The organism is Methylobacterium oryzae (assembly GCF_021398735.1).
In the GTDB taxonomy this organism is placed as follows: Bacteria; Pseudomonadota; Alphaproteobacteria; order Rhizobiales; family Beijerinckiaceae; genus Methylobacterium.
This window is the reverse complement of sequence record NZ_CP090349.1, coordinates 630,780-651,061: the sequence shown is the minus strand read 5'-3', so window position 1 is coordinate 651,061 and position 20,282 is coordinate 630,780. Positions and strand designations below refer to the sequence as shown.

20 protein-coding genes, 1 tRNA gene and 1 pseudogene are annotated in these 20,282 nt (G+C 62.6%); 13 read left to right on the top strand and 9 right to left on the bottom strand.

Going from position 1 to position 20,282, the window contains the following annotated elements:
• Positions 1–13: 13 nt before the first annotated feature.
• The 5 genes from LXM90_RS03110 to LXM90_RS03090 all read left to right on the top strand — a co-directional run bounded on the left by LXM90_RS03110 (position 14) and on the right by LXM90_RS03090 (position 6,107).
• Positions 14–523 carry a hypothetical protein gene (locus LXM90_RS03110; protein WP_234081725.1) on the top strand — a complete coding sequence of 170 codons (510 nt, stop codon included), beginning with the start codon at positions 14–16 and terminating at the stop codon, positions 521–523.
• Positions 520–750: a hypothetical protein gene (locus LXM90_RS03105; RefSeq protein WP_234081723.1), complete on the top strand. Its 231-nt coding sequence runs from the start codon at positions 520–522 to the stop codon at positions 748–750. The genes LXM90_RS03110 and LXM90_RS03105 overlap by 4 nt, the downstream gene beginning before the upstream one ends.
• Positions 747–2,147, top strand: a complete 1,401-nt coding sequence (locus tag LXM90_RS03100; protein WP_234081720.1) for a type IV secretory system conjugative DNA transfer family protein — start codon at positions 747–749, stop codon at positions 2,145–2,147. The genes LXM90_RS03105 and LXM90_RS03100 overlap by 4 nt, the downstream gene beginning before the upstream one ends.
• Positions 2,148–2,473: 326 nt before the next feature.
• The gene (locus tag LXM90_RS03095; RefSeq protein ID WP_234081717.1) at positions 2,474–3,547 is read left to right on the top strand and encodes an AAA family ATPase; all 1,074 of its coding nucleotides are present in this window, start codon (positions 2,474–2,476) and stop codon (positions 3,545–3,547) included.
• A 145-nt stretch (positions 3,548–3,692) separates the two neighbouring features.
• Positions 3,693–6,107 carry a S8 family peptidase gene (locus LXM90_RS03090; RefSeq protein WP_234081715.1) on the top strand — a complete coding sequence of 805 codons (2,415 nt, stop codon included), beginning with the start codon at positions 3,693–3,695 and terminating at the stop codon, positions 6,105–6,107.
• Positions 6,108–6,677: 570 nt separating this feature from the next.
• Here the strand turns inward: LXM90_RS03090 and LXM90_RS03085 are convergent.
• Complete coding sequence (locus LXM90_RS03085; RefSeq protein ID WP_234081714.1) at positions 6,678–6,944, bottom strand: hypothetical protein; 267 nt, start codon at positions 6,942–6,944, stop codon at positions 6,678–6,680.
• A gap of 114 nt (positions 6,945–7,058) precedes the next feature.
• Between LXM90_RS03085 and LXM90_RS03080 the strand changes: the two genes are divergently transcribed.
• Together LXM90_RS03080 and LXM90_RS03075 are read left to right on the top strand one after the other, a co-directional pair.
• Positions 7,059–7,304 (top strand): type II toxin-antitoxin system ParD family antitoxin, encoded by a 246-nt coding sequence (locus LXM90_RS03080; RefSeq protein ID WP_234081712.1) that lies wholly within the window; start codon positions 7,059–7,061, stop codon positions 7,302–7,304.
• Positions 7,294–7,590 (top strand): type II toxin-antitoxin system RelE/ParE family toxin, encoded by a 297-nt coding sequence (locus LXM90_RS03075; protein WP_234081710.1) that lies wholly within the window; start codon positions 7,294–7,296, stop codon positions 7,588–7,590. The genes LXM90_RS03080 and LXM90_RS03075 overlap by 11 nt, the downstream gene beginning before the upstream one ends.
• Before the next feature lies 1 nt (position 7,591).
• Here LXM90_RS03075 and arsH read toward each other — a convergent pair whose 3' ends face one another.
• Positions 7,592–8,338 carry an arsenical resistance protein ArsH gene (gene arsH, locus LXM90_RS03070; RefSeq protein ID WP_234081708.1) on the bottom strand — a complete coding sequence of 249 codons (747 nt, stop codon included), beginning with the start codon at positions 8,336–8,338 and terminating at the stop codon, positions 7,592–7,594.
• 50 nt (positions 8,339–8,388) lie between these two features.
• On the opposite strand from arsH, the gene LXM90_RS03065 reads away from it, so the two are divergent.
• From LXM90_RS03065 to LXM90_RS03050, 4 genes are read left to right on the top strand one after another with little or no spacing between them, the layout of a single operon-like run.
• The gene (locus tag LXM90_RS03065) at positions 8,389–8,751 is read left to right on the top strand and encodes an ArsR/SmtB family transcription factor (RefSeq protein WP_234082927.1); all 363 of its coding nucleotides are present in this window, start codon (positions 8,389–8,391) and stop codon (positions 8,749–8,751) included.
• A complete protein-coding gene (locus tag LXM90_RS03060; RefSeq protein WP_234081707.1) occupies positions 8,744–9,271 on the top strand; it encodes an arsenate reductase ArsC in 528 nt (175 codons plus the stop codon). The genes LXM90_RS03065 and LXM90_RS03060 overlap by 8 nt, the downstream gene beginning before the upstream one ends.
• A complete protein-coding gene (gene arsC, locus LXM90_RS03055; protein WP_234082924.1) occupies positions 9,271–9,711 on the top strand; it encodes an arsenate reductase (glutaredoxin) in 441 nt (146 codons plus the stop codon). The genes LXM90_RS03060 and arsC overlap by 1 nt, the downstream gene beginning before the upstream one ends.
• Positions 9,712–9,726: 15 nt before the next feature.
• The gene (locus LXM90_RS03050) at positions 9,727–11,022 is read left to right on the top strand and encodes an arsenic transporter (protein WP_234081704.1); all 1,296 of its coding nucleotides are present in this window, start codon (positions 9,727–9,729) and stop codon (positions 11,020–11,022) included.
• Between the two features lie 256 nt (positions 11,023–11,278).
• Here the strand turns inward: LXM90_RS03050 and LXM90_RS03045 are convergent, their stop codons facing one another.
• Entirely contained in the window at positions 11,279–11,488 is a 210-nt protein-coding gene (locus LXM90_RS03045) for a hypothetical protein (protein ID WP_234081702.1), read from the bottom strand.
• Between the two features lie 14 nt (positions 11,489–11,502).
• Positions 11,503–11,826, bottom strand: coding sequence for a hypothetical protein (locus tag LXM90_RS03040; protein WP_234081699.1), 324 nt, complete (start codon positions 11,824–11,826; stop codon positions 11,503–11,505).
• Positions 11,827–12,340: 514 nt separating this feature from the next.
• Here LXM90_RS03040 and LXM90_RS03035 point away from each other — a divergent pair.
• A complete protein-coding gene (locus LXM90_RS03035; RefSeq protein ID WP_234081697.1) occupies positions 12,341–12,604 on the top strand; it encodes a hypothetical protein in 264 nt (87 codons plus the stop codon).
• Between the two features lie 45 nt (positions 12,605–12,649).
• Positions 12,650–13,642, top strand: a pseudogene (locus LXM90_RS32085) (recombinase family protein); the annotation flags it as partial.
• Positions 13,643–14,192: 550 nt separating this feature from the next.
• Here LXM90_RS32085 and LXM90_RS03025 read toward each other — a convergent pair.
• The 5 genes from LXM90_RS03025 to LXM90_RS03005 all read right to left on the bottom strand — a co-directional run bounded on the left by LXM90_RS03025 (position 14,193) and on the right by LXM90_RS03005 (position 20,166).
• Positions 14,193–14,269 (bottom strand) — tRNA-Arg (locus LXM90_RS03025).
• Positions 14,270–14,393: 124 nt separating this feature from the next.
• Entirely contained in the window at positions 14,394–15,146 is a 753-nt protein-coding gene (locus LXM90_RS03020) for a nucleotidyltransferase family protein (RefSeq protein ID WP_020091274.1), read from the bottom strand.
• A gap of 19 nt (positions 15,147–15,165) precedes the next feature.
• The gene (gene tsaE, locus LXM90_RS03015; protein WP_234081692.1) at positions 15,166–16,728 is read right to left on the bottom strand and encodes a tRNA (adenosine(37)-N6)-threonylcarbamoyltransferase complex ATPase subunit type 1 TsaE; all 1,563 of its coding nucleotides are present in this window, start codon (positions 16,726–16,728) and stop codon (positions 15,166–15,168) included.
• A gap of 178 nt (positions 16,729–16,906) precedes the next feature.
• Complete coding sequence (locus LXM90_RS03010) at positions 16,907–18,187, bottom strand: EAL domain-containing protein (protein WP_234081689.1); 1,281 nt, start codon at positions 18,185–18,187, stop codon at positions 16,907–16,909.
• Positions 18,188–18,273: 86 nt separating this feature from the next.
• A complete protein-coding gene (locus LXM90_RS03005) occupies positions 18,274–20,166 on the bottom strand; it encodes a sigma 54-interacting transcriptional regulator (protein ID WP_267965781.1) in 1,893 nt (630 codons plus the stop codon).
• Positions 20,167–20,282 lie beyond the last annotated feature (116 nt).

The following is a 20,282-nucleotide window of genomic DNA, read 5'->3' as shown; positions in this document are numbered from 1 at the left end:
ATGGAGAGTGTCCATGCAAAACGGCAAAAGCAATGAGTTCGCTTTCACCCTGGCACTTATTGGAGCAGCCATCTATGTCATCGCAGCTTTTATTCTTACATTTGCTCTATTTGCATCGCTCTGTCTTACAGTTCTTTGTCTTTTCGCCTGGAACAAACCGCTCAGATTGTTCGGCCATATTCTGACGCCTGAAGAGGCGCGCGAATTTGTAGGGCGCGGCATTCTTGGTATGGTCCTCATCCCTTCATTTATTCTTTTTGCCACTATCATCCTTCGAATCCCGATCAGTGATGATGTGTGGCCTTTCCTGATTTTCGGAAGCTACACGGTGGGCTCACTTAGCCTGGCTTTTGATGAGAGAGACGATAACGACGACACATCCCAGCTGCAGCTCCTCAAGGGATCAGACATCACCTCTGCGCAGGCTGCGGCAGATACCGAATACCAAATTGCTCCGGTGAAGCCTGCCGCTCCTCCGTTCCGCTTCGCCACCTGGGACGATGAGGAGGAGCTGCGCAAATGAGCTTCCAGCAACTCATCGCCATCCATCAATTTCTTTTCAGCCTCGAATCCCAGGCAGCCCAGCGACTTGCCTGGGAAGATGCCGCCGAAGCGCGCATCGCGAGAGCACGGGCGGAAGCCGCTGCGGCCGCTCGCTTTCGCCAGATGCTGGATGCAAACCCGAGTGGGCAACTTGGAAATGGGAAGCTGAACGACATGGAAGCGCTCAGGCGGTCAGGGTTGCTATGACCGTCCCGGCCCTTCGCACCTACCGGAATATCCGCCGAGGCATCGAACTTGGATTCATCGACGGATATCCACTCGTCTATGATGGCACCGAGCCGGTCGCGATTGATGCCCAAGCCGGAAAAGGCAAGCTCACCCGCTTTCTGGGCGTAAACCTTGTCTCACCCAGAACCGACCATCTCACCAAAATCATCACCGACACGAAGGATGGCGAACTGGCCTGGGTGTCGTGGGTGACGCTCAAGCGCCAGGGCTACCGCGTCTTGTTCATCAACGCGGGCAATCACCACGGCTACCCATCGGAAAGCTACAACATCAACACGCGTCTCCTGAGGACAGCGGCCAACCCTGCCCTTCGCGGCATAGTCGGCGAAGCGGCTTACGACGCTGCGAGCTTTCTCGTGCCGCAGGACCCGGACTCGAAGAACCGCTGGGTGAGCCAGGGCGTCCGCAGCTTCTTCACGCTCTACAACAAGATCACAGCCCTCTACCCGTCCGAGCGCTGGTCATGCTCGCCCGGCGGCCTGTGGGATTTTTGGGGACGGCCGCGCGACGAGATCGCCGACGACCTGCTGCTCTGGGCGTCAGACCGGCGGATGCAGGACGAAGCCGGTATGTGCCGCTTGGTAGCCGGACTGACGTCCTCGCCCGACCAATGGAATGCCTACGCCTCGCTCATCATCGAGCGGTTGCAAGGCTTCCAGCCAGGAATGGCGGCCCGCATCCTTACGAGCCGGAACACGTTCGATCCCGCCAATATGAAGCGGGAGAGAACCGCTCTCTTCATCATCGGCTCGGCCCGATCCGAGACCAGCCGCAACTTCGTCGGCGCTATGACGGCCGCCGTGATCGAGCGCTTCGCCGATGCGCAAGGCCCCTTGCGGGCGCTCGTCGTCGGCGAGGAATGGGGGCAGCTATACGTCTCGAACTTCTATGAGATCCTGACCCTCTATCGCCAGGGTGGCATCAACTTCCTCGGCGTGTTTCAGAATGCAGCAGCGCAGATCGCGACCCGCTATGGACGCGAGACCGCGCGCATCTGGAAGAAAGCTGTCGCCCATACGCTTTATCGCGGCCTACCGGACAGCGACACGCTGAAGGAAATAGAGCATCGCTCCGGCAAAACATCGGTGATGGTGCGCGGCTTCAACGTGAATTCGAACCAGGTTAACGGCTCTGGCGACAACCTCGTGGAACAGGCGCGCCCCCTGCTTCAAGTCGAAGATGTAAGACGAGCTACCAACGACGAAACATCCTTGCTAGACGCCAGAGATCACGGGTTTTTTATTGTAATTACTCCGCCGTTTTGGATGCGAAGAGAACTCGATGGACATCTTCGCGACATCCGCCAATCCGGCAAATACTCGTCCGATCGAATCGGCCAAGACTTTCCTACATAACTAGAAGATATCCAATCACCCGCAGAGCCTGAGCCAACGGCTTGCACCTCAAGGCGCCATAGGCTAAAATCATGAAAACAGGAACACATGATGTTGCTTTGGAATCGGTAGAATGCAAAACAAATTGGCATCCGGGCCAGCAAGCCCCAATAGGCTTACGAAGAGTGCGGCAGCGTTACACAATAAAGAAGTCCCGATCCAGGTGATGGTGCCGGAAGCGGTGCGTAGACAAGTTGCTCACATGAGCATCGATCGAGGAGAGAGCATTCGAAGCATGGTGCTTCGCGGCCTGCAAGCAATTGGCGTCGAAGTAGATGAGTCGGAGCTTGCAGATCGCAGAGGTCGCCGCCGAGGTGGCGGAGGAAATCATGGCGCGCAGTGACTTGCTGATAAATCTCGTTAGGTCTGGCGCCAGCGGAGACGTAAATACTCTCAAAAAGACCGTCGAGGCTATAGTTGCTGAAGAACGAGCCAAGCAACATAACGTAGTAGCAGACCGTATCGAGAAGGCATATCGCTCAGTGTACGGCTCTAATTCCCCACAGCATGCCTCAAAAATATCGCATGCACCTAGCGAACAGGTGGGACGCGCTCGTGACTTTATAACGGAAATTGTCCCCCGTCGTAGGCTTGACGACTTGATAATTCCTGACACTTCTGCTGAGGCCATCAGACAGCTTATCGAAGAGCAGCAAAGAGCGAGCATTCTCCGCTCCCATTCGCTTGAGCCGCGTCATAGCGCGCTTTTCGTTGGACCTCCCGGCAACGGTAAAACGTCGCTCGCCGAAGCCGTCGCGGAGAGTCTTGCAGTACCATTTTTCGTTGTTCGTTATGAAGCCATTATTGGTAGCTTTCTTGGAGAGACAGCTAGCAGGATGCGGCGCGTCTTCGATTATGCCAAAACGACACCATGCGTGCTCTTTTTTGATGAGTTCGATGCAGTTGGCAAGGAACGTGGCGACATTCATGAAACTGGCGAAATCAAACGCGTCGTCACATCGCTACTTATGCAGATGGACGATTTGCCCAGCTATGTTGTTGTAATCGCGGCAACCAATCACTCGGAGTTGTTGGATAGAGCGGTGTGGCGGCGGTTTCAGGTTAGAATACCCTTGCCACAGCCGACACAAAAACAAGTAGCATCCTATCTCACACACTTAAGCTATCAATCCAACATTCACCTTGGTATTAGCTCAGATCAAATCTCGAGGGCTCTAGGCCGGATAAGTTTCAGTGAAGCTGAGCAGTTCTTTCTAGATGTTGCCCGCAGACAAGTTTTGTCGGATGGCAAATTCTCGACGAGTGCGATTGCGAAGAAACAACTGAAGATATGGACACAGCGGGTACGTGCACCCGAGATAGATAAATGGGAAGAAGATGCCGGAACGTCCTCTACTTAAGCTACCAGATCCTGTCCAATTTGTTCCAAGGCCTGGTCCACGAGGCGGTGGAAATTTAGCCAAACCCTCCCGTCAACAACAAGGCAATCGTCTAGCACCGAGATTTCAACGACTGCTAGAGGTCGCGGATAGTCCGCAGCAGCTTTTGGCGCTGAGGAACGATCCGACAGTTATCGCTCCAGAGCGGGCAATTGTATTTGAAGTAGCTGGACAGCTATCGGATTTCTACACTCAAGCTCAGGCATTGGGTTTGGAGTATCTAGGCGATTACGAAGAGGAAATCGACCCTTCTGACGATTTCCATGATCGTGACCGCCCTGAAAAGGTGCTAGCGGGCCGAATTTATTTGGCAATGCCCGACGCTCGATCGTTACGAGAACTTCTAGGGCTCTGGAATCGCTTTCGCTCAGGCCAACGGATGCCCGATGGCCGATCTGAGTGGAGAGAGCTATTCTCGCTGTTGATTGATGTTCGCCCCTGGGGCCCGCAAGACCGTGTTCCGCCTGAAACTATCGAGTATTGGCGTGAAACTCTTCGCGACAATCCCAATCAACCTGTGCGATTTGAAATTGAGCTTTGGTATCATGAGGACCGCAACAAGCGCGATGCAGCCAGGACAAAGCTTGAGGCTGAACTCGCGGCTATCGGTGGGACGATTGTACACAACGCTACGGTGTCAGAAATTCGTTATGATGCACTCTTGGTCGACATTCCAGCTGCCCGAGCCGAAGACCTTATCAATAATCCTGCGGTCACGCTTGCTCGCAACGACGAAGTCATGTTTCTCCGCCCACAATCCGCAGCCAAATCTCGGAAAGAAGAACCGGCAGGCGAGGATGCGCCTGACGTTGGTATTGTGGAAACTCCGCCCTTGGCGCAGCCGATAGCTGCGCTGCTAGATGGGTTGCCGATACAAAATCACACGAGGCTGCGAGGGCGCATCACAGTTGATGATCCAGAAGACTTAGACGACGTTTATCCTGTAAGCCGCCGCGCTCATGGTACTGAGATGGCATCCCTGATAGTCCACGGCGATCTCGCCCGGGACGAAGAACCGTTACAAAGGCTTCTGTTCGTGCATCCCGTTATGCGGCCCGATGCCTGGGACTCGGAACGAACGCCAGCCGACCGCCTGCTAGTAGACGTAATTCATCGAGCTGTTAGGCGAATGAAGATTGGTGATGGCGATGAAGCACCTACCGCACCCGCGGTGGTACTAATCAACCTCTCACTAGGGGACCCCTGGCGACCCTTCGCGCGTGTCATGAGTCCTTTGGGGAGGCTTATCGATTTTTTATCCTTTCGCTATCGTGTGCTGTTTCTGATAAGCGCCGGCAATATCCTTGATCGCATAGATGTACCAGAGTTTCAGACTGCTAGCGATTTCGAGCAGGCGGATCCTGAGGACCGAGAGAAGGCAGTTCTATCCGCCCTTAACCGCCTTAAAAGCCAGAGGACTTTATTTTCGCCAGCGGAGTCAATTAATTCGCTGACGATAGGCGCATCGCACTCGAGTCATTCGTACGGCGGGAACTTGCCTGCAAATCTAATCGATCCCTTTACAAGCAACCAACTTCCCAATATCGCCTCCGCGAACGGATTAGGTTTCCGCAAGGCGATTAAGCCTGATTTATTGTTTGAAGGCGGTCGAACCCCAGTCAGAATTGTTGCTTCTGGTGGAGGCGTTACAATCCAGCCTGTGCGCTCACCTGCGCGACTTTTTGGGCTGAAAGTCGCGTCCCCGAATGCTGCAGGCGGAACGCGACATGAGGATTTCGCATGGGGCACGAGCGTAGCGACCGCATTAGCAACAAGAGCTGGCCACCAGATTTACGATAGCTTGTTGGGGCTCGGAGAAGCCTCAAATCACAACGACTTATCGCCAGATTATCAGGCGCTCGCTCTTAAAGCCTTATTAGTGCATGGCTCGTCCTGGGGTCCAAAGGGAGAGATGCTTGAAAATTTTTTCGGCCCTCGTGGTACAGGACAGCATATAAGCCGACGTGACGATATTGCACGACTATTTGGCTACGGTTTTCCAGATGTAATGCGTGTCATCGATTGCGCAGAGAACAGAGCTACGCTGCTTGGGACCGGGTCTATTGATGCGAACGGAGCTCTTCTCTATCGCGTTCCGTTACCGGCTCAACTTAACGGTGCTCCCGAGTTCCGAGCACTTACAACAACACTAGCATGGTTTTCGCCTATCAACTCCCGTCATCAAGGCTATCGACAGGCCTCTTTAGACATCAGCTCGGGGAGTGAAGAAAAATATTGGATAGTTTCGGATCGTGATGCCTGCCAGCCGACGGACAAAACTATCGTCCGGGGAAGTGTTTTTCATGAGCGCAGAACGGGTGACAAGGCGGCCATCTATATTGATGACGGAGATCTATTACTGAGAGTTTCCTGTAGGTCGTCGGCCGGAGATCTTACGGAATCAGTCCCTTACGCGCTCGTAGTAAGTTTTGAGGTCGGGGTTGGAGCTGGAATCGACGTCTACAATGAAGTCCGCACTCGCATTACTCCACAGGTTCGAGCTGGTGCTATCCGCGCTTAAAGGTCAGATTTGGAAGCCAGCGTATTACAAACCGCCGAAAAGCGCTGCTTGCAGTGGAAACACGAAGATTGAACTTCTGGGTTCGCATTTTGATGGGCTTTGGCCCTTCAATTTGCGCATCCAATCCGGCGCGAGGGTTGGGCTTCCGGCAGGATCAGGGTCCAGGGGCTCGAAGGCTCCTGGTCGCGTCCAGGTGCGATTAACCTGGTGCAGGGTTCCAAGGGCGGCACACGCCTTTGGTCATGGGGTCCAGGGGAGAGCGAAGTCTCCTCCTGGTCGTGGTCCAGCGGCGAAGCGCTTGGTCTGGGTGGGTTTCGGGAGGGGCAGGAACGCTCCTCCTGAACGGATGAAACGGCGGACGTTTCTGTGGTGCGATGAGGCTCGATGCCGAGGGAGCGCCACTGCGTGGGGGATGCAACGGGGGCGCGCAGCGGTCCCCTTGCCAAGATTGCGGTGTATTACACCGCACATCTTGCACGTCGCGGTAACGGCCTTCCCTGCGATTTTCGGAACTAGCTCCGGCCTCTTCCGCTGCCCTTTTTGGGTCACGCCTGGTTCCGCCGATGCCGTCTATCCGCCGTGCGGGTGGCGCTGTTCCGGGCTTGCATAATGCTCCGCAATCGCCTCGGCTGTGATGCCCTTGCCGGTCGCCTGGTTGATGATCGCCGCAATCTCCTGGTCGGTCTTACCTGCCTTGCGGTGCTGCTCGATCTCGTCGCTGATCATGCCTACGAACTCGGGCGCTTCGAACACCTCTTCCTTCATGCCGAGGGATGAGCGCAGCGCCTTTTGCGCCGTGATCGCCTGATCGAGGGTGAAGCTGTCGTCGTGTGCCATGGGGTCTCCTTTGCTCTGCGAACGATCCGATCCCACGGCCGTTCCAGCCACTCCGCGAGCAAGTCTCTCGCCCTGTACCAAAAATTGGTATATACTTGAGACAGAGGTATCAGCATGGCACGGAACACATCGATCTCGCTTGGAGACCATTTCGCCCAGTTCATCGACCGGCAGGTTGAAGGCGGCCGCTACGGTTCCGCCAGTGACGTGGTGCGCGCAGGCCTTCGCTTGTTGGAAGAGCGGGAAGCCAAGGTCGCCGCGCTTCAAGCCGCCCTCATTGCTGGCGAAGAGTCCGGCCCTGCGGAAGAACTCGACAGTCCCGCATTTCTAACGGAGATGCGGGCGAAGCATGGGCAATAGCGCCCGCGCCAGGTTCACACCCCTCGCCCGTTCGGACCTGGAAGAAATCTGGCGGTACACGGTTGGGCAATGGTCGGCGGATCAGGCAGACCGCTATCATCAGGACATCGTCAACGCTGCGACGGAACTGGCCAACGGCGCAAAGATCGGCCGTGCTGTCGAGGTTCGAGCCGGATATCTAAAATATCGCGTTGGATCGCATTTCATATTTTACCGGCGGACGGATGCCGGGATCGACGTGATCCGCGTCCTGCATCAGCGGATGGATACGGACAGCCATATCTGAGCTAGCGTTTGACGAAGCCGATATCGGCTGCCACGGCCTTTAAACGATTGGGCTCCCGCTCTTTTCGCTCGCTATAGCGATCCACAAGGTAATCTGCCCGCTCGCGGGTAAGCAGCGTAAATTTCATCAGCTCCTCACACACGTCCACAACGCGATCGTATAGCGGCCCCGGCTTCATACGGCCTGCATCATCGAACTCCTTGTAGGCCATTGGCACCGAAGATTGGTTCGGGATCGTGATCATCCGCATCCACCGCCCGAGCACGCGTAGCGCGTTCACGGCGTTGAAACTCTGCGAACCGCCAGACACCTGCATGACGGCAAGGGTCCGGCCCTGTGTCGGTCGCACGCTGCCCTCGGAAAGCGGGAGCCAATCGATCTGGCTTTTCATGACGCCTGTCAGATTGCCATGCCGCTCGGGGCTCACCCACACCTGACCCTCGGACCAGATTGAAAGATTGCGAAGTTCCTGCACCTTCGGGTGATCGGCGGTCGTGTCATCGGGCAATGGAAGGCCGTGCGCATCGTAAATCCGCACCTTACCGCCCATGGCTTCGAGCAGACGGGCGGCCTCGTATGCGAGGAAGCGGCTGAAAGACCGCTCGCGCAGGGAGCCATACAAAATCAAGAAGCGGGGCGCGTGCTCGAACGGCTTCATTGCGCCAAGGCGCTCGCTTGTCGGGGTCTCGAAGTGCGCCTCTGAAAGGTTCGGCGTTCCATCTGCGAAGGATTGATCGGGCTTGTCCAAGGCGTCTCTTTCATCTACATTTCAACAATGATTGAGATATTGCACCAATGATGGACGAACGGCAAGCGGTCTCCGCCTTCGCGGCGCTCGGCCAGGAACACCGTCTGCGCATCGTGCGGGCGCTCGTAACCGCTGGGCCGGACGGCTTGTCAGCCGGTGCGCTCGCGAACGAGGTCGGCGTGTCCGGCACCAACCTGTCGTTCCATGTCAAGGAATTGAGCCACGCCGGACTGATCCAGTCTCGCCGGGAAGGCCGCTCGATCATCTACAGCGCCGCCTACGATCCGCTGTCCAGCCTTATCCAATTCCTGATGCGCGATTGCTGCCAAGGACGCCCGGAAGTCTGCGCTCCGGCTGTCGAAGCCCTTGCCGCCTGCCTTTGCATTCCAGATGGAGACACAGCCCATGCCTGATCGCGTCTACAACGTCCTGTTCCTATGCACCGGCAATTCGGCCCGATCGATTCTTGCCGAAGCCATGCTCAACAAGGATGGGCAGGGTCGCTTCCGGGCGTTTTCAGCAGGCAGCCAGCCCAAGGGCGAGCCGCATCCGCTCGCGCTGCAGACGCTTGCCGAAACTGATTACCCAACGGACGGGCTGCGCTCGAAATCGTGGGACGAGTTCGCCGTGCCGGGTGCTCCGGTGATGAATTTCGTTTTCACCGTCTGTGACAACGCAGCCGGAGAGACCTGCCCCTTCTGGCCGGGCCAGCCTGTTACGGCGCATTGGGGCATCGAAGACCCCGCCGCCGCCGAGGGCAGCGAAATGCAGCGCAAGGCGGCCTTCATCACTGCGCAGCGCTTCCTCAAGAACCGGATTGCCGCCTTCGTTGCGTTGCCGGTCGCGAGCCTCGACCAGGTGGCGCTATCGGCCAAGGTCCGCGAGATCGGCCAGCTGGAAGGCGCAACGTCGCCCCGTCCGGAGGTCGCATGATGGACGTTATTATCTACCATAATCCGGACTGCGGCACGTCCCGCAACACGCTGGCGATGATCCGCAATGCCGGGATCGAGCCGCATGTGATTGAGTACTTGAAAACGCCTCCGGCGAGAGCGCTGCTTGTGCAGCTCCTGGAACGCGCAGGCCTGTCGGTGCGCGGGGTCCTGCGCGAGAAAGGCACGCCATACGCGGAGCTGGGTCTTTCCGATCCGAAGCTGACGGACGAGCAACTGCTCGATGCGATCGAGGCGCACCCGATCCTGATAAACCGCCCGCTTGTCGTCACCCCGCTAGGCGTGCGTCTCTGCCGACCCTCTGAAGCTGCGCTGGACCTTCTTCCTAGGCAGCGCGGAGCGTTCACCAAAGAAGACGGCGAACGCGTCGTAGATGAGAGCGGCTGCCGCGTCTCCTCCGCTCAGACAGCCAACCCATAACAAGAAAAGTTCTCAATGCTCGCGCTTGTCATCTTCCTTGTCACTCTCGTGTTCGTCATCTGGCAACCCAAAGGTCTCGGGATCGGATGGAGCGCTCTGATCGGCGCAGCCGTCGCTCTAGCTCTCGGCGTCATCCATCTCAGCGATATCCCGGTCGTCTGGCATATCGTCTGGGATGCCACTTTCACCTTCGTCGCCCTCATCATCATCTCGCTTTTGCTCGATGAGGCGGGTTTCTTCCATTGGGCGGCTTTGCATATTGCAAGGTGGGGCGGCGGCAGGGGCCGACTTCTCTTCCCTCTGGTCATTCTGCTCGGCGCGGCCATTGCGGCCGTGTTCGCCAATGACGGCGCTGCGCTACTGCTGACCCCGATCGTGCTGGCGATCCTGCTGAGGCTGAACTTCAAGCCGAGTGCCGCTCTCGCCTTCATCATCGCCTGCGGGTTCGTCGCGGACTCGACCAGTCTGCCGCTCGTGATCTCGAACCTCGTCAACATCGTCTCGGCCAATTACTTTGACGTGACGTTCGGGCGCTATGCCGCCGTGATGGTTCCGGTGAACCTCGTTTCTCTCGCCGCGACTCTGATTGTGCTGTGGGCGTATTTCCGAAAAGCCGTGCCTACGCGCTATCCGGTCGATGAGCTGGAACCACCGCGCGATGCGATCCGCGATCCGGTCGTGTTCCGAGCCGCCTTCCCGCTCCTTGGTGTGCTGCTGCTGGCCTACTTCCTCACCGCGCCGTTCGGCGTCCCGGTGTCGGCCGTCACATGTGCCGGCGCTGCCGTTCTGCTCGGCCTCGCCATTCGCGGCCGTGTCATCCCGATTAGGAAGGTTCTGACGGGTGCGCCCTGGCAGATCGTTCTCTTCAGCCTCGGCATGTACCTGGTTGTGTACGGCCTGCGAAATGCCGGGCTGACCGACGAGCTGGCGAAGGGTCTGGTCTGGCTTGCCGGTCACGGTCCGGTCGCAGCGACGATCGGAACCGGCTTTGCCGCCGCGATCTTGTCCTCAGTCATGAACAACATGCCGAGCGTGTTGATCGGGGCTCTCTCAATTCAGCAAGCTTCGGACCTGGCGCCGCTGACCCGCGAATTGATGGTCTATGCCAACGTGATCGGCTGCGACCTCGGACCGAAATTCACACCGATCGGCAGCCTCGCAACGCTGCTCTGGCTGCATGTGCTCGAAACCAAGGGCCAGAAGATCACCTGGGGCCAGTACATGAAGGTCGGCCTCGTCATCACGCCCCCTGTGCTGCTGGCGACACTCGCAGCCCTAGCTCTGTGGCTTCCGATCCTTGGGACAAAGTAGCCGGTCCTTTCAGCAAGGGGCTTCTGGCGGCGGCGGCCGGTAGAAGTCGAGAACCCTGACATTCAGGGGTGCATCGCGGTCAAGGAAGCTTCTGTTGTGCCAGTCCCATAGATCGGCTTGTGCCGCGTGAAACTCGGCCCGGCGGCCGCTCTCGAACTCTGCAGCCCTGCGGTGCGCCTCGATCCGTTTTCTCACCCATAAGAGCGACCAGGTATAGCGCGGGACGCGTCCATCCGGTTGGAGCGTGCCCATCCGTTCAACCCTCCTCGGTGCGGGCCTGTAAAGCTGCGGCGATGCGGCAAACCAATTTCGCTAGATCGACCGAACCGGAATATATCTGCGATTGAGCCATGATACGGCCAATCTCCGAGGCGGTATCATCCTCGGCCAGAACGCGGAACCCGAGAATATTGCTCGCCAGAATTCGCAAGTCTGCGAAGATTTCAAACAGTTCGGCGTCCGTCATCTTGCGCCTCTCCATCACAGCAACTCGTGAGGAATGGCGGTAGAGAAAATGCAGTTCTTTGCTTTTGCGACGCTCGGGTGATCGTCGGCAATCCGACGCTCGAATTTGCCGATGATCTCGTAAGGCTCCCTGGTCGGAACCCATACCGCCATTACCAGGCCGAGTTTGGCTCGTTCTACCACACCCTCGAACCAAACCGCCCGCACCTTGTCGGCTTCCTCGCGCGTGGCGGAAATTATAAGTCCGAGATGCGATTGCCCGCCTCGGTATTGATAGAAATTGATCCAGCTTCCGCGCCAGGTCTCGGCGGCGGACTGGTGATCCGGTCTCGCGGTCATTCTGGCCGCTCCTAGTGATCGGATGCAGATTCTACCGCGAAAAGCCGCGCTGTGAATCCCCATTTCTCCGACGATAGGACGCCGGAGGCCCGCGCCCCCTAGCGCTGTAGGGCCGCAGGCGTCCGGTCAGGATAGAGCGCCGGAGCCGCTGACCGGCACTTGCAAGCGGTCAAGCTTAGCGTCGGATCACGAGCGTTTGCCGCTTAGGCTTGTCTCCGTCACCGCAGCGACCATACTCTGATGTACCAGGCTGGGAATGCCTTGGAGGATGATGCACTTTTTAGTCAGCAGCCTCGTTGTATAGTCATAAGACAGCGGTTGCTGTGAAGTAAGATAACCGGACCAAATAAAGGCTTGCGAATGGGATCGCACAGCCAAACGGGGAAGCTTTGCCCTTGGAGCAAAGGTGATCCCTAAGTTCACGACATGCTTCTAGGAATATATTCTTGCATTAAACCTTCTTGTGGCGTATCATGTACTTCTTCCCGCCCAGCAACAAAGAAGGAGGACGGCCATGGCAATGGACGACGAACACCGCTTTTCTGAGCGGATCACAAAAGAAGCGGCCACCGTATCAATGGCCGATTTCGACCTGGACGCTTATCGTCCCTATCTCGATGGCATTGACTTAGGGGAAGCCCAGGAAGCCGAGCTGCTACGCACGCTATGGGATATTGTGCGTTGCTTCGTCGAACTCGACGTTCCTCCAGAAACCTGGGGGCAGATTGTCGCCAATCTGACCGAATGCCTCGAAGATGATTCGGCTCCGGTAGAATAACGAACCGACACAGGAGAACACATTCAGCTTCAAGGAGACCGGCACATGACAACACGAACAACAAGAAGGGCAACGAGCCAGCAGACTCTTGCCGTGATTTACTGCCGGATTTCCAGCAAGAAGCAGGACCGTGAGGGCGATGGCCTTGCCTCGCAGGAGACGCGCCTTCGTGAATATGCCGCGCGCTGCGGCTATCAGATTGTAGAAGTGTTCCGCGACAAGCTGACGGGCAGCGAGAGCCAGCGCCCCGGCCTTCGCGATATGATCGCCTTCGTAGCTGGCGATAAGAAGAACCGCTACCGCATTCTAATCGATCACCTCGACCGCTTCACGCGCGATTTTTATCTCCATGCCGACCTTCGCCGCGCGATCGCCAATACCGGGGCGCTGCTGGAGACGCCTGCGGGTGTTCTCGATGGGCGTTCTTCGTCTCGGCTGATGGAGAACGTAACGGTCGCGTTCGCGGACTATCACCGCGTCAACAACGCTGAGCAAACGCTGAACCGTATGAAGTCGCGGCTTCAGAACGGCTTCGCCGTGTTCTGCGCGCCGAGCGGCTATCGCTTCGGACGCGTCTCCGGCTTGAACGGCAGGGTGCTGGTTCGCGATGAGCCCGCCGCCTCGATCGTCGTTGAAGCGCTCGAAGGCTACGCTTCAGGCCGATTTGAATCCCAGGCCGATGTCGTCCGCTTCCTGGAGGAGCATCCCTCCTACCCCAAACCCAAGAACGGTAAGGTTCCCCATCAGCGCGTAGGCGACATGCTCCGCAACCCAATCTATGCGGGCTATGTCGAAGCGCCGAAGTGGGACATTCCTCGCCGCAAGGGCCACCACGAAGCGCTCATCAGCCTGGACACGCATCAGCGCATCCAGGACCGCCTCAACGGTCTGCGCTCGACCTACCGCACCGACCTCAGCGTCGATTTCCCGCTGCGTGGGTTCGTGATCTGCGACGACTGTGATGGTCCTCTGACCGCCTGCTGGTCCACGAGCGGCAGCAGTCAGCGCAAACGCCATCCCTATTACCAATGTCCCCGGAAAGCCTGTGCCAGCTACGGCAAGGCGATCCGGCGCGATGTCATCGAGGGCGACTTCGAGGCGATCCTGAAAAGCGCCCAGCCCCGGCCGCAGCTGTTCCAAGCCGCGACGGCGATGATGAAGGAGCTGTGGGCGCGCAAGCAAAAGAATGTGGCGGCTGAGACGAAGGCGCTCCAAGCTGGCCTCGCCCAGATCGACAAGCAGGTCGATCAGCTGGTGGACCGCATCGTCGAAACGAGCGTCCCAGCGGTGGTGCGAGCGCTCGAAGAAAAGCTGCAACGCCTGGAGAACGAGAAGCTGCTCCTAAGCGAAAAGATCGCCTCCGGCGCGGCTCCGAAGGGCAGCTTCGACTTGCGACTTAGAACCGCCTTGGCGTTCATCGCAAGTCCTTGGAATCTATGGAGTACAGGCCGGATCGAGGACCGCCGCGCGGTGCTCAAACTCACCTTCGCCGACCGGCTTCGCTACAAGCGCGGGGAAGGATTTAGAACCGCAAATTTGACCTTGCCGTTCAAGGTCTTAGCGGATGTTTTTAGCGGTGAAATGGGAATGGCGCGCCCGAAAGGATTCGAACCTCTGACCCCCAGATTCGTAGTCTGGTGCTCTATCCAGCTGAGCTACGGGCGCCTGACACGGCGGCGTGCTCTCGGCCCGCCGGTGTGAAGGGGCTTCTAGAGGCTCAGATCCGGCTTGGCAAGACACTTCGGACAAGGACTTCGCGCTCCGCGCGTCGTGCCCCGGATCCGGCTCTCTACGGGGCCCGGGCGCTCGCGCGGACGCGCTCCTCCGCGGCCCGGATCGCCTCCGGCGTGCCGACATGCAGCCACTGGCCGTCGAGCCGCATCCCGAACAGCCGCCCCGCCGCGATCGCCCGGTCGAACAGCAGGTTGAGCGAGAACGCCCCCTCCGGCGTGTCGGCGAAGAGGCCCGGCGTGAGGATCGCCACCCCCGCGTAGATGAACGGCGCCACCGCGCGCTCGCCGCGGCGCTCCAGGCGGCCGTCCGGATCCATCACGAAATCCCCGGCGCCCTCGTAGCCGAGGCTGGTGGCGGTCGGCGCCACCAGCAGCAGGCCGTCCATGCGGTCCCCGTCCCAGGTCTCGATCAGCCGGCGCAGGTTGGAGGCCGGCCCCTCGAGCCAGAACGAATCCGAGTTCAGCACCACGAACGGCGCGTCGCCCAGGAGCGGCAGCGCCTTGCGGATGCCGCCGCCCGTCTCCAGCAGCGCCGCGCGCTCGTCGGAGACGGTCGTGGCCGGTCCCGGGGCCGCCCCCTCGGCCCGGCGCGCGAGGTGCCCCTCGATCAGGTCGGCGAGGTAGTGGACGTTGACGATTGCGCTCCCGATCCCGGCCTCGGCGACCCGGTCGAGGGCGTGGTCGAGCAGGGCCTTGCCGGACACCTCCACCAGGGGTTTCGGCACGGTGGCGGTCACCGGCCGCATGCGCTTGCCCAGGCCCGCGGCCAGGACGAAGGCGCGGCTGACGGCGGGGCTGGGATCGCTCATGCGGTCGGGAATCCGGTGGTCAGGGGTCGGGCGCCGGGGCGACGAGGCCCGGCAGATGGTCCGCGTGCCAGGCCCGCAGACCGGCGAGCGCCGGATGGGCGAGGTTGCGGGCGAGGTAGCCCTCGATCCGCGGCAGGTGGGCGAGGTAGCCGGGCTTGCCGTCGCGCCGGTCGAGGCGCGCGAAGATGCCGAGGATCTTGGTGGCCCGCTGGGCCGCCAGCAGCGCGTAGGCGGTGGCGAAGGCGCCGACGTCGAAGGTCGGGTCCCGGCCGCGGCGCTCGCGGGCATAGAGGCCGAGGAGCCGCAGCTCGAACTCCGCGCTGGAATCGACCCGGGCATCCTGCAGCAGCGAGGCGACGTCGTAGGCCGGGTGGCCCATGACGGCGTCCTGGAAGTCGATCAGCCCGACCCGCTCCAGACCGTCGCGCTCGGGCAGCCAGATCAGGTTCGGGGAATGGTAGTCGCGCAGGGTCCAGGTCGGCCGGTCCGGGATCGCGCCCTGGAGCGCCGCCCGCCACAGGTCGACGAAGGCCGCCCGCGCCTCCGCCGACAGGCTGACGTTCCGGATCGCCGGGACGTACCATTCGGGCATCAGCTCCGCCTCGAACAGCAGCGCCTCCATGTCGTAGGGCGGCAGCCTGTGCTCGGTCCCCTCGGCCACGGGCAGGACCGGGGGAAGCGGGTTGGCGTGGAGCTTGGCCAGCACGCGCACGGCCTCGGCGTAGCGCTCGGGCCGCGGAGCGCCCCCCTCGACCACCGGCTCGCTGCCGAGATCCTCCAGGATCAGCAGGCCCTCGGTCAGGTCCTCGCCGTAGATCTTCGGGGCCGAGAAGCCGAGCGCCCGCAGGCCCCGGTCGAGGGCCACGAAGGCGTGGACGCTCTCGGCGAGGTGCACGATCGCGCTGTAGGGCTTGCCGTCCCGCACCGGCGGCCCGTCGGGCCGCGGCGGCGCGATCATCAGCACGGCGCTGGTGCCGTCGGGCTTGGTCAGGCGCTCGTAAGCGCGAGAGGAGGCGTCCCCCTGCATCAGGGTCCGCTCGGCGATGTCCCAGCCGCTGCGGTCGAGGAGGCGGCGCACCGCGCGGGCCCGGTCGAGGCGGGCGCGCATGCCGCCGGCGCCGTCGATCCGGGCGAGACGCGCCTCGGGGCCGAACTCCGCCCGCAGGGACAGGTCCACGGTCAGGACCGGGCCGTCGCGGGGCGGCATCCGGTCGGGCCACTCGACCAGGGTGATCGCGCCCTCGGCCATCTCGTCGAAGCCGAGTTCCACCAGCTCGTCGGGATCGCGCAGCCGGTACAGGTCGGCGTGGACGATCGGCCGGCCGTCGCGGGCCGCGTAGGGCTGGATCAGCGTGAAGGTCGGGCTCGGCACCTCCAGGCGCGCGTCGCCGGCGAGCTCGCGGATGATGGCGCGGGCGAGCGTGGTCTTGCCGCCGCCCAGCCCTCCGGACAAAGCCACCACGTCCCCGGGCATCAGGAACTCGGAGAGAAACAGGCCGAGATCCTCGGTGGCCGTCTCCTCCGGCAGCACGAATTCCCAGGGCGCCGGCCGCGCGGATGCCCCCGCCGCCTCTTCGGTCATCTGCCCGTCCCGCTCGTCTCCGCCCAAAGCCCGCCTCCGAGACCCGAAGACGCATGGTCCGAAAACACGCACCGGATGCAAGCGTTTCCGCCCGGAACCGCGCGCTTCCCGCCCGCCCGGTGCATCGAAAGCACGCTCGCGGAGACGGCGAAAGACCGCGCCGGGCCCCCCAAATCCCTCAGCCCTGGGCGCGGACCCTCGGCCGGCCCTGGCCGGTCCCTCGGGGCAGCCCGACGCGCCACGCCTCGGCGTTCCAGGCCGCCGCCGCCGCGAGGGCGTCGGCCTCCGGCATCGGGCGGCCGAAATGGTAGCCCTGGCCCAGGTCGCAGCCCAGGGCGGCGAGGGCCTCCGCCTCGGCGCGGCCCTCGATGCCCTCCGCGACCGCCACCACGCCGATCTCCTCGGCGAGCCGCAGGATGGTCTGGACGATCCGGCGATCGCGCGGCTCCGCCAGCATCGCCCGGACGAAGGCCCGGTCCACCTTCAGCGTGGTGATCGGCAGGGTGCTGAGATGGCTGAGCGAGGAGTAGCCGGTGCCGAAATCGTCCACCGCGATGCCGAGGCCGGCGGCGCGGCAGCGCGCGAGGGCGGCCGCTGCCCCGGCCGGATCCTGCATCAGCGCGCTCTCGGTGATCTCGAGCTTGAGGGCGTCGGGCGCGATGCCGGTCCGGCGCAGCATCGCGTCGATCAGGGTGGGGATGTCCGACCGGGCGAGGTCCTGGGCCGTGACGTTGAAGCTCACGAACAGGGACGGCTCGACGGCGGCGGGGGCTTGGAGGCCGGCCTGCAGGATCCGGGGCACGATCCGGCCGATCGCGTCGATCACCCAGGCGGTGATCGCGAGGATCAGGCCGTTCGCCTCGGCGGCCGGGATGAAGGACGCGGGCGCCACGAGCCCGCGCTCGGGATCGTGCCAGCGGATCAGGGCCTCGAAGCCGGCGAGCCGCCCGGTGGCGAGCCGCACGATCGGCTGCAGGAACAGCGCGAACTCGTCCCGGGCCAGGGCCCGCCGCAGGGCGCGCTCCTGCGCGAGGGACGCGACCGTCGCGTCGAAATCGGCGCGGGCGGAGGGCGACAGCGGCGCCGGAGGCCCCTCCGCCACGGCCGGCCCGAGGCGCGGCAGGGTCTCGCGGAACCGGGCGATGAGCCCCTCGAGGCAGAGGCGCAGGATCGGGTCGGCGCCGGCGAGCCGCTGTTGGATCTGCGCCGCGCTCACGGGGACGAGCACGCAATCCGCCTCGGCACGCGCGCCCGCGGAGCGCGGGAGGGCGTCGAGGATCGCCATCTCGCCGAAGATCTCGCCGGCCCCGCGCCGGGCGAGCACGGCCTCTCCGCCGTCGCGCCGCCGGAAGATCGCGATGCGGCCGCTCAGGATCAGGTAGGCGCAGTGCCCGATCGACCCCTCGTCGAACAGGACGGCGCCGGCCGAGAGGGTGACGGGATCGGAGAGGTCCTGCATCGGTCGGAGACGCTGCGCCTCCGCGGGGAAGGCCCGGCGCGATCGTTGGCACAGCGACCTTAAGATCGGATCAAGGGGTGGCCGGATCAGCCGCGCGGGATCCCGTGGGCCTTGATCCGCGAGGCCAGCGTCGTCGGCCGCAGGCCGAGGAGCGCGGCCGCGCCGCCCGGCCCGGAGATCCGTCCGCCCGCCAGCGCCAGGGCCGCGACGATCTCGGCGCGGTCGCGCGCCCGGCGCTCGGCCTCGGTGGCGGGCCGGCCATCCGGCGGAGCGGCCGGGGCGGCCGCGTCGGCGGGCCCGGCCGCCTCCCCGTCGGGCAGGTCGAGGCGGAGGCGGCCCCGGGCGGAGAGGATCACCGCCCGCTCGATCACGTTCTCCAGTTCCCGGACATTGCCGGGCCAGGGATAGCGGCAGAGACGGCGGACATCCCCCTCCGTGAGGCGCGGCTCCGGGACGGTGAGGCGGCGCGCGGCGACCCGGAGCAGGTGCTGGGCGATGGGCGGGATGTCCTCGGGCCGCTCGCGCAGGGGCCGCGCCTGGATCGGGAAGACGTTGAGGCGGAAGTAGAGGTCCTCCCGGAAGCGGCCCGCCCGGATCTCGGCGCGCAGGTCCCGGTTGGTGGCCGCGACCACGCGCACGTCCACCGCCCGGGTGCGCGCCTCGCCGACCCGCTCGAACGAGCGCTCCTGCAGGACGCGCAGCAGCTTGCCCTGGAGATCGAGGGGGATCTCGCCGACCTCGTCGAGGAACAGCGTGCCGCCGTCGGCGAGTTCGAACCGGCCGACACGGTCGCGCAGCGCCCCGGTGAAGCTGCCCTTGGCGTGGCCGAAGAACTCGCTCTCGAACAGCTCGCGGGGGATGGCCGCGCAGTTGACGCGGATCATCGGGCGGGCGCTGCGGCGGCTGGCCTCGTGGATCGCCCGGGCGATCAGCTCCTTGCCGGTGCCGGATTCGCCGGTGATCAGCACGGTGGCGTCGGTGGCGGCGACGCGGTCGACCTGCCGGAGCGTCGCCGCGATGGCGGGCGAGCGGCCGATGATGCCCAGGTGCTGGCGCTCGGCCCGGATCTCCTCCTTCAGGTACGCGTTCTCCAGCTCGAGGCGCTCCCGGAGCGAGTCGACCTCCGCGAGCGCGCTCGTCAGGCGGGCCTCGGCCTCCCGGCGCTGGCTGATGTCGCGGAACACGATGACGGCGCCGAGCAGGCGCCCCCGGTCGCGGATCGGCGTCGAGGTGTACTCGACCGGGAAGGAGGTCCCGTCGGCGCGCCAGAAGACCTCGTGATCGACTTGGTGGACGATCCCGTCCCGGAAGGCCGCGTAGATCGGGCAGTCGCGGTGGGGGTAGTGGCTGCCGTCCGGGCGGGTGTGGTGCACGGCGGCGTGCATGTCCCGGCCGACGAGGTCGCCGGCCTCGCAGCCGAGCATGCGCGCGGCGGCCGGGTTGACGAAGGTGGTCACGCCCTCCGCGTTGACGCCGTAGATCCCCTCCCCGGCCGCGCGCAGGATCAGCTGGTTGCCGCGCTCGATGTCGCGGAAGATGCGCTCCACGCGCTGCCACTCGGAGAGGCCGGCGCGCATGTGGGCCTCGGCCTCGCCGTCGACCTGGCGGCGGTGGAGCGTGTCCGGGTCCGCCAGGGTCACGAGGAGGCGCATCGCGTCGCCGGGGAGCGGGTAGGCCGCCGTCTCGACCCGCAGGTCGCGGCCGGCCGCGTCGCGCAGCGCCAGCGTCCGGGTCCACCAGTGCCCCTTGGCCAGGACGGCCTCGGTGAAGACCGTGAGGGCCGGGCGCTGGCCCGGGAACAGGGCGCTGGCCCGCGCGCCGCGCAGCGCCGGCCGGCCGTAGCCGAGGAGGCGCGCCGCCGCCGGGTTGGCGTCCGCGACCCGGTCCTCCTCGGGCGCGAGGACCAGCATGGGATCGGGACTCGCCTCGAAGACCGGCCCGAAGGTTCCCGCGGCGCCGGGCTCACGAAATGTCGTCATCCGCTCACGATATCTCGTTTTCGACGAGATGTCGTGAGCGACGTCTGCCGCGCCAACGCGTTGTCATCTCGCGCGATTTCCCCGGGAAACAGACTGGCATACCGTTTGCCGAGAGA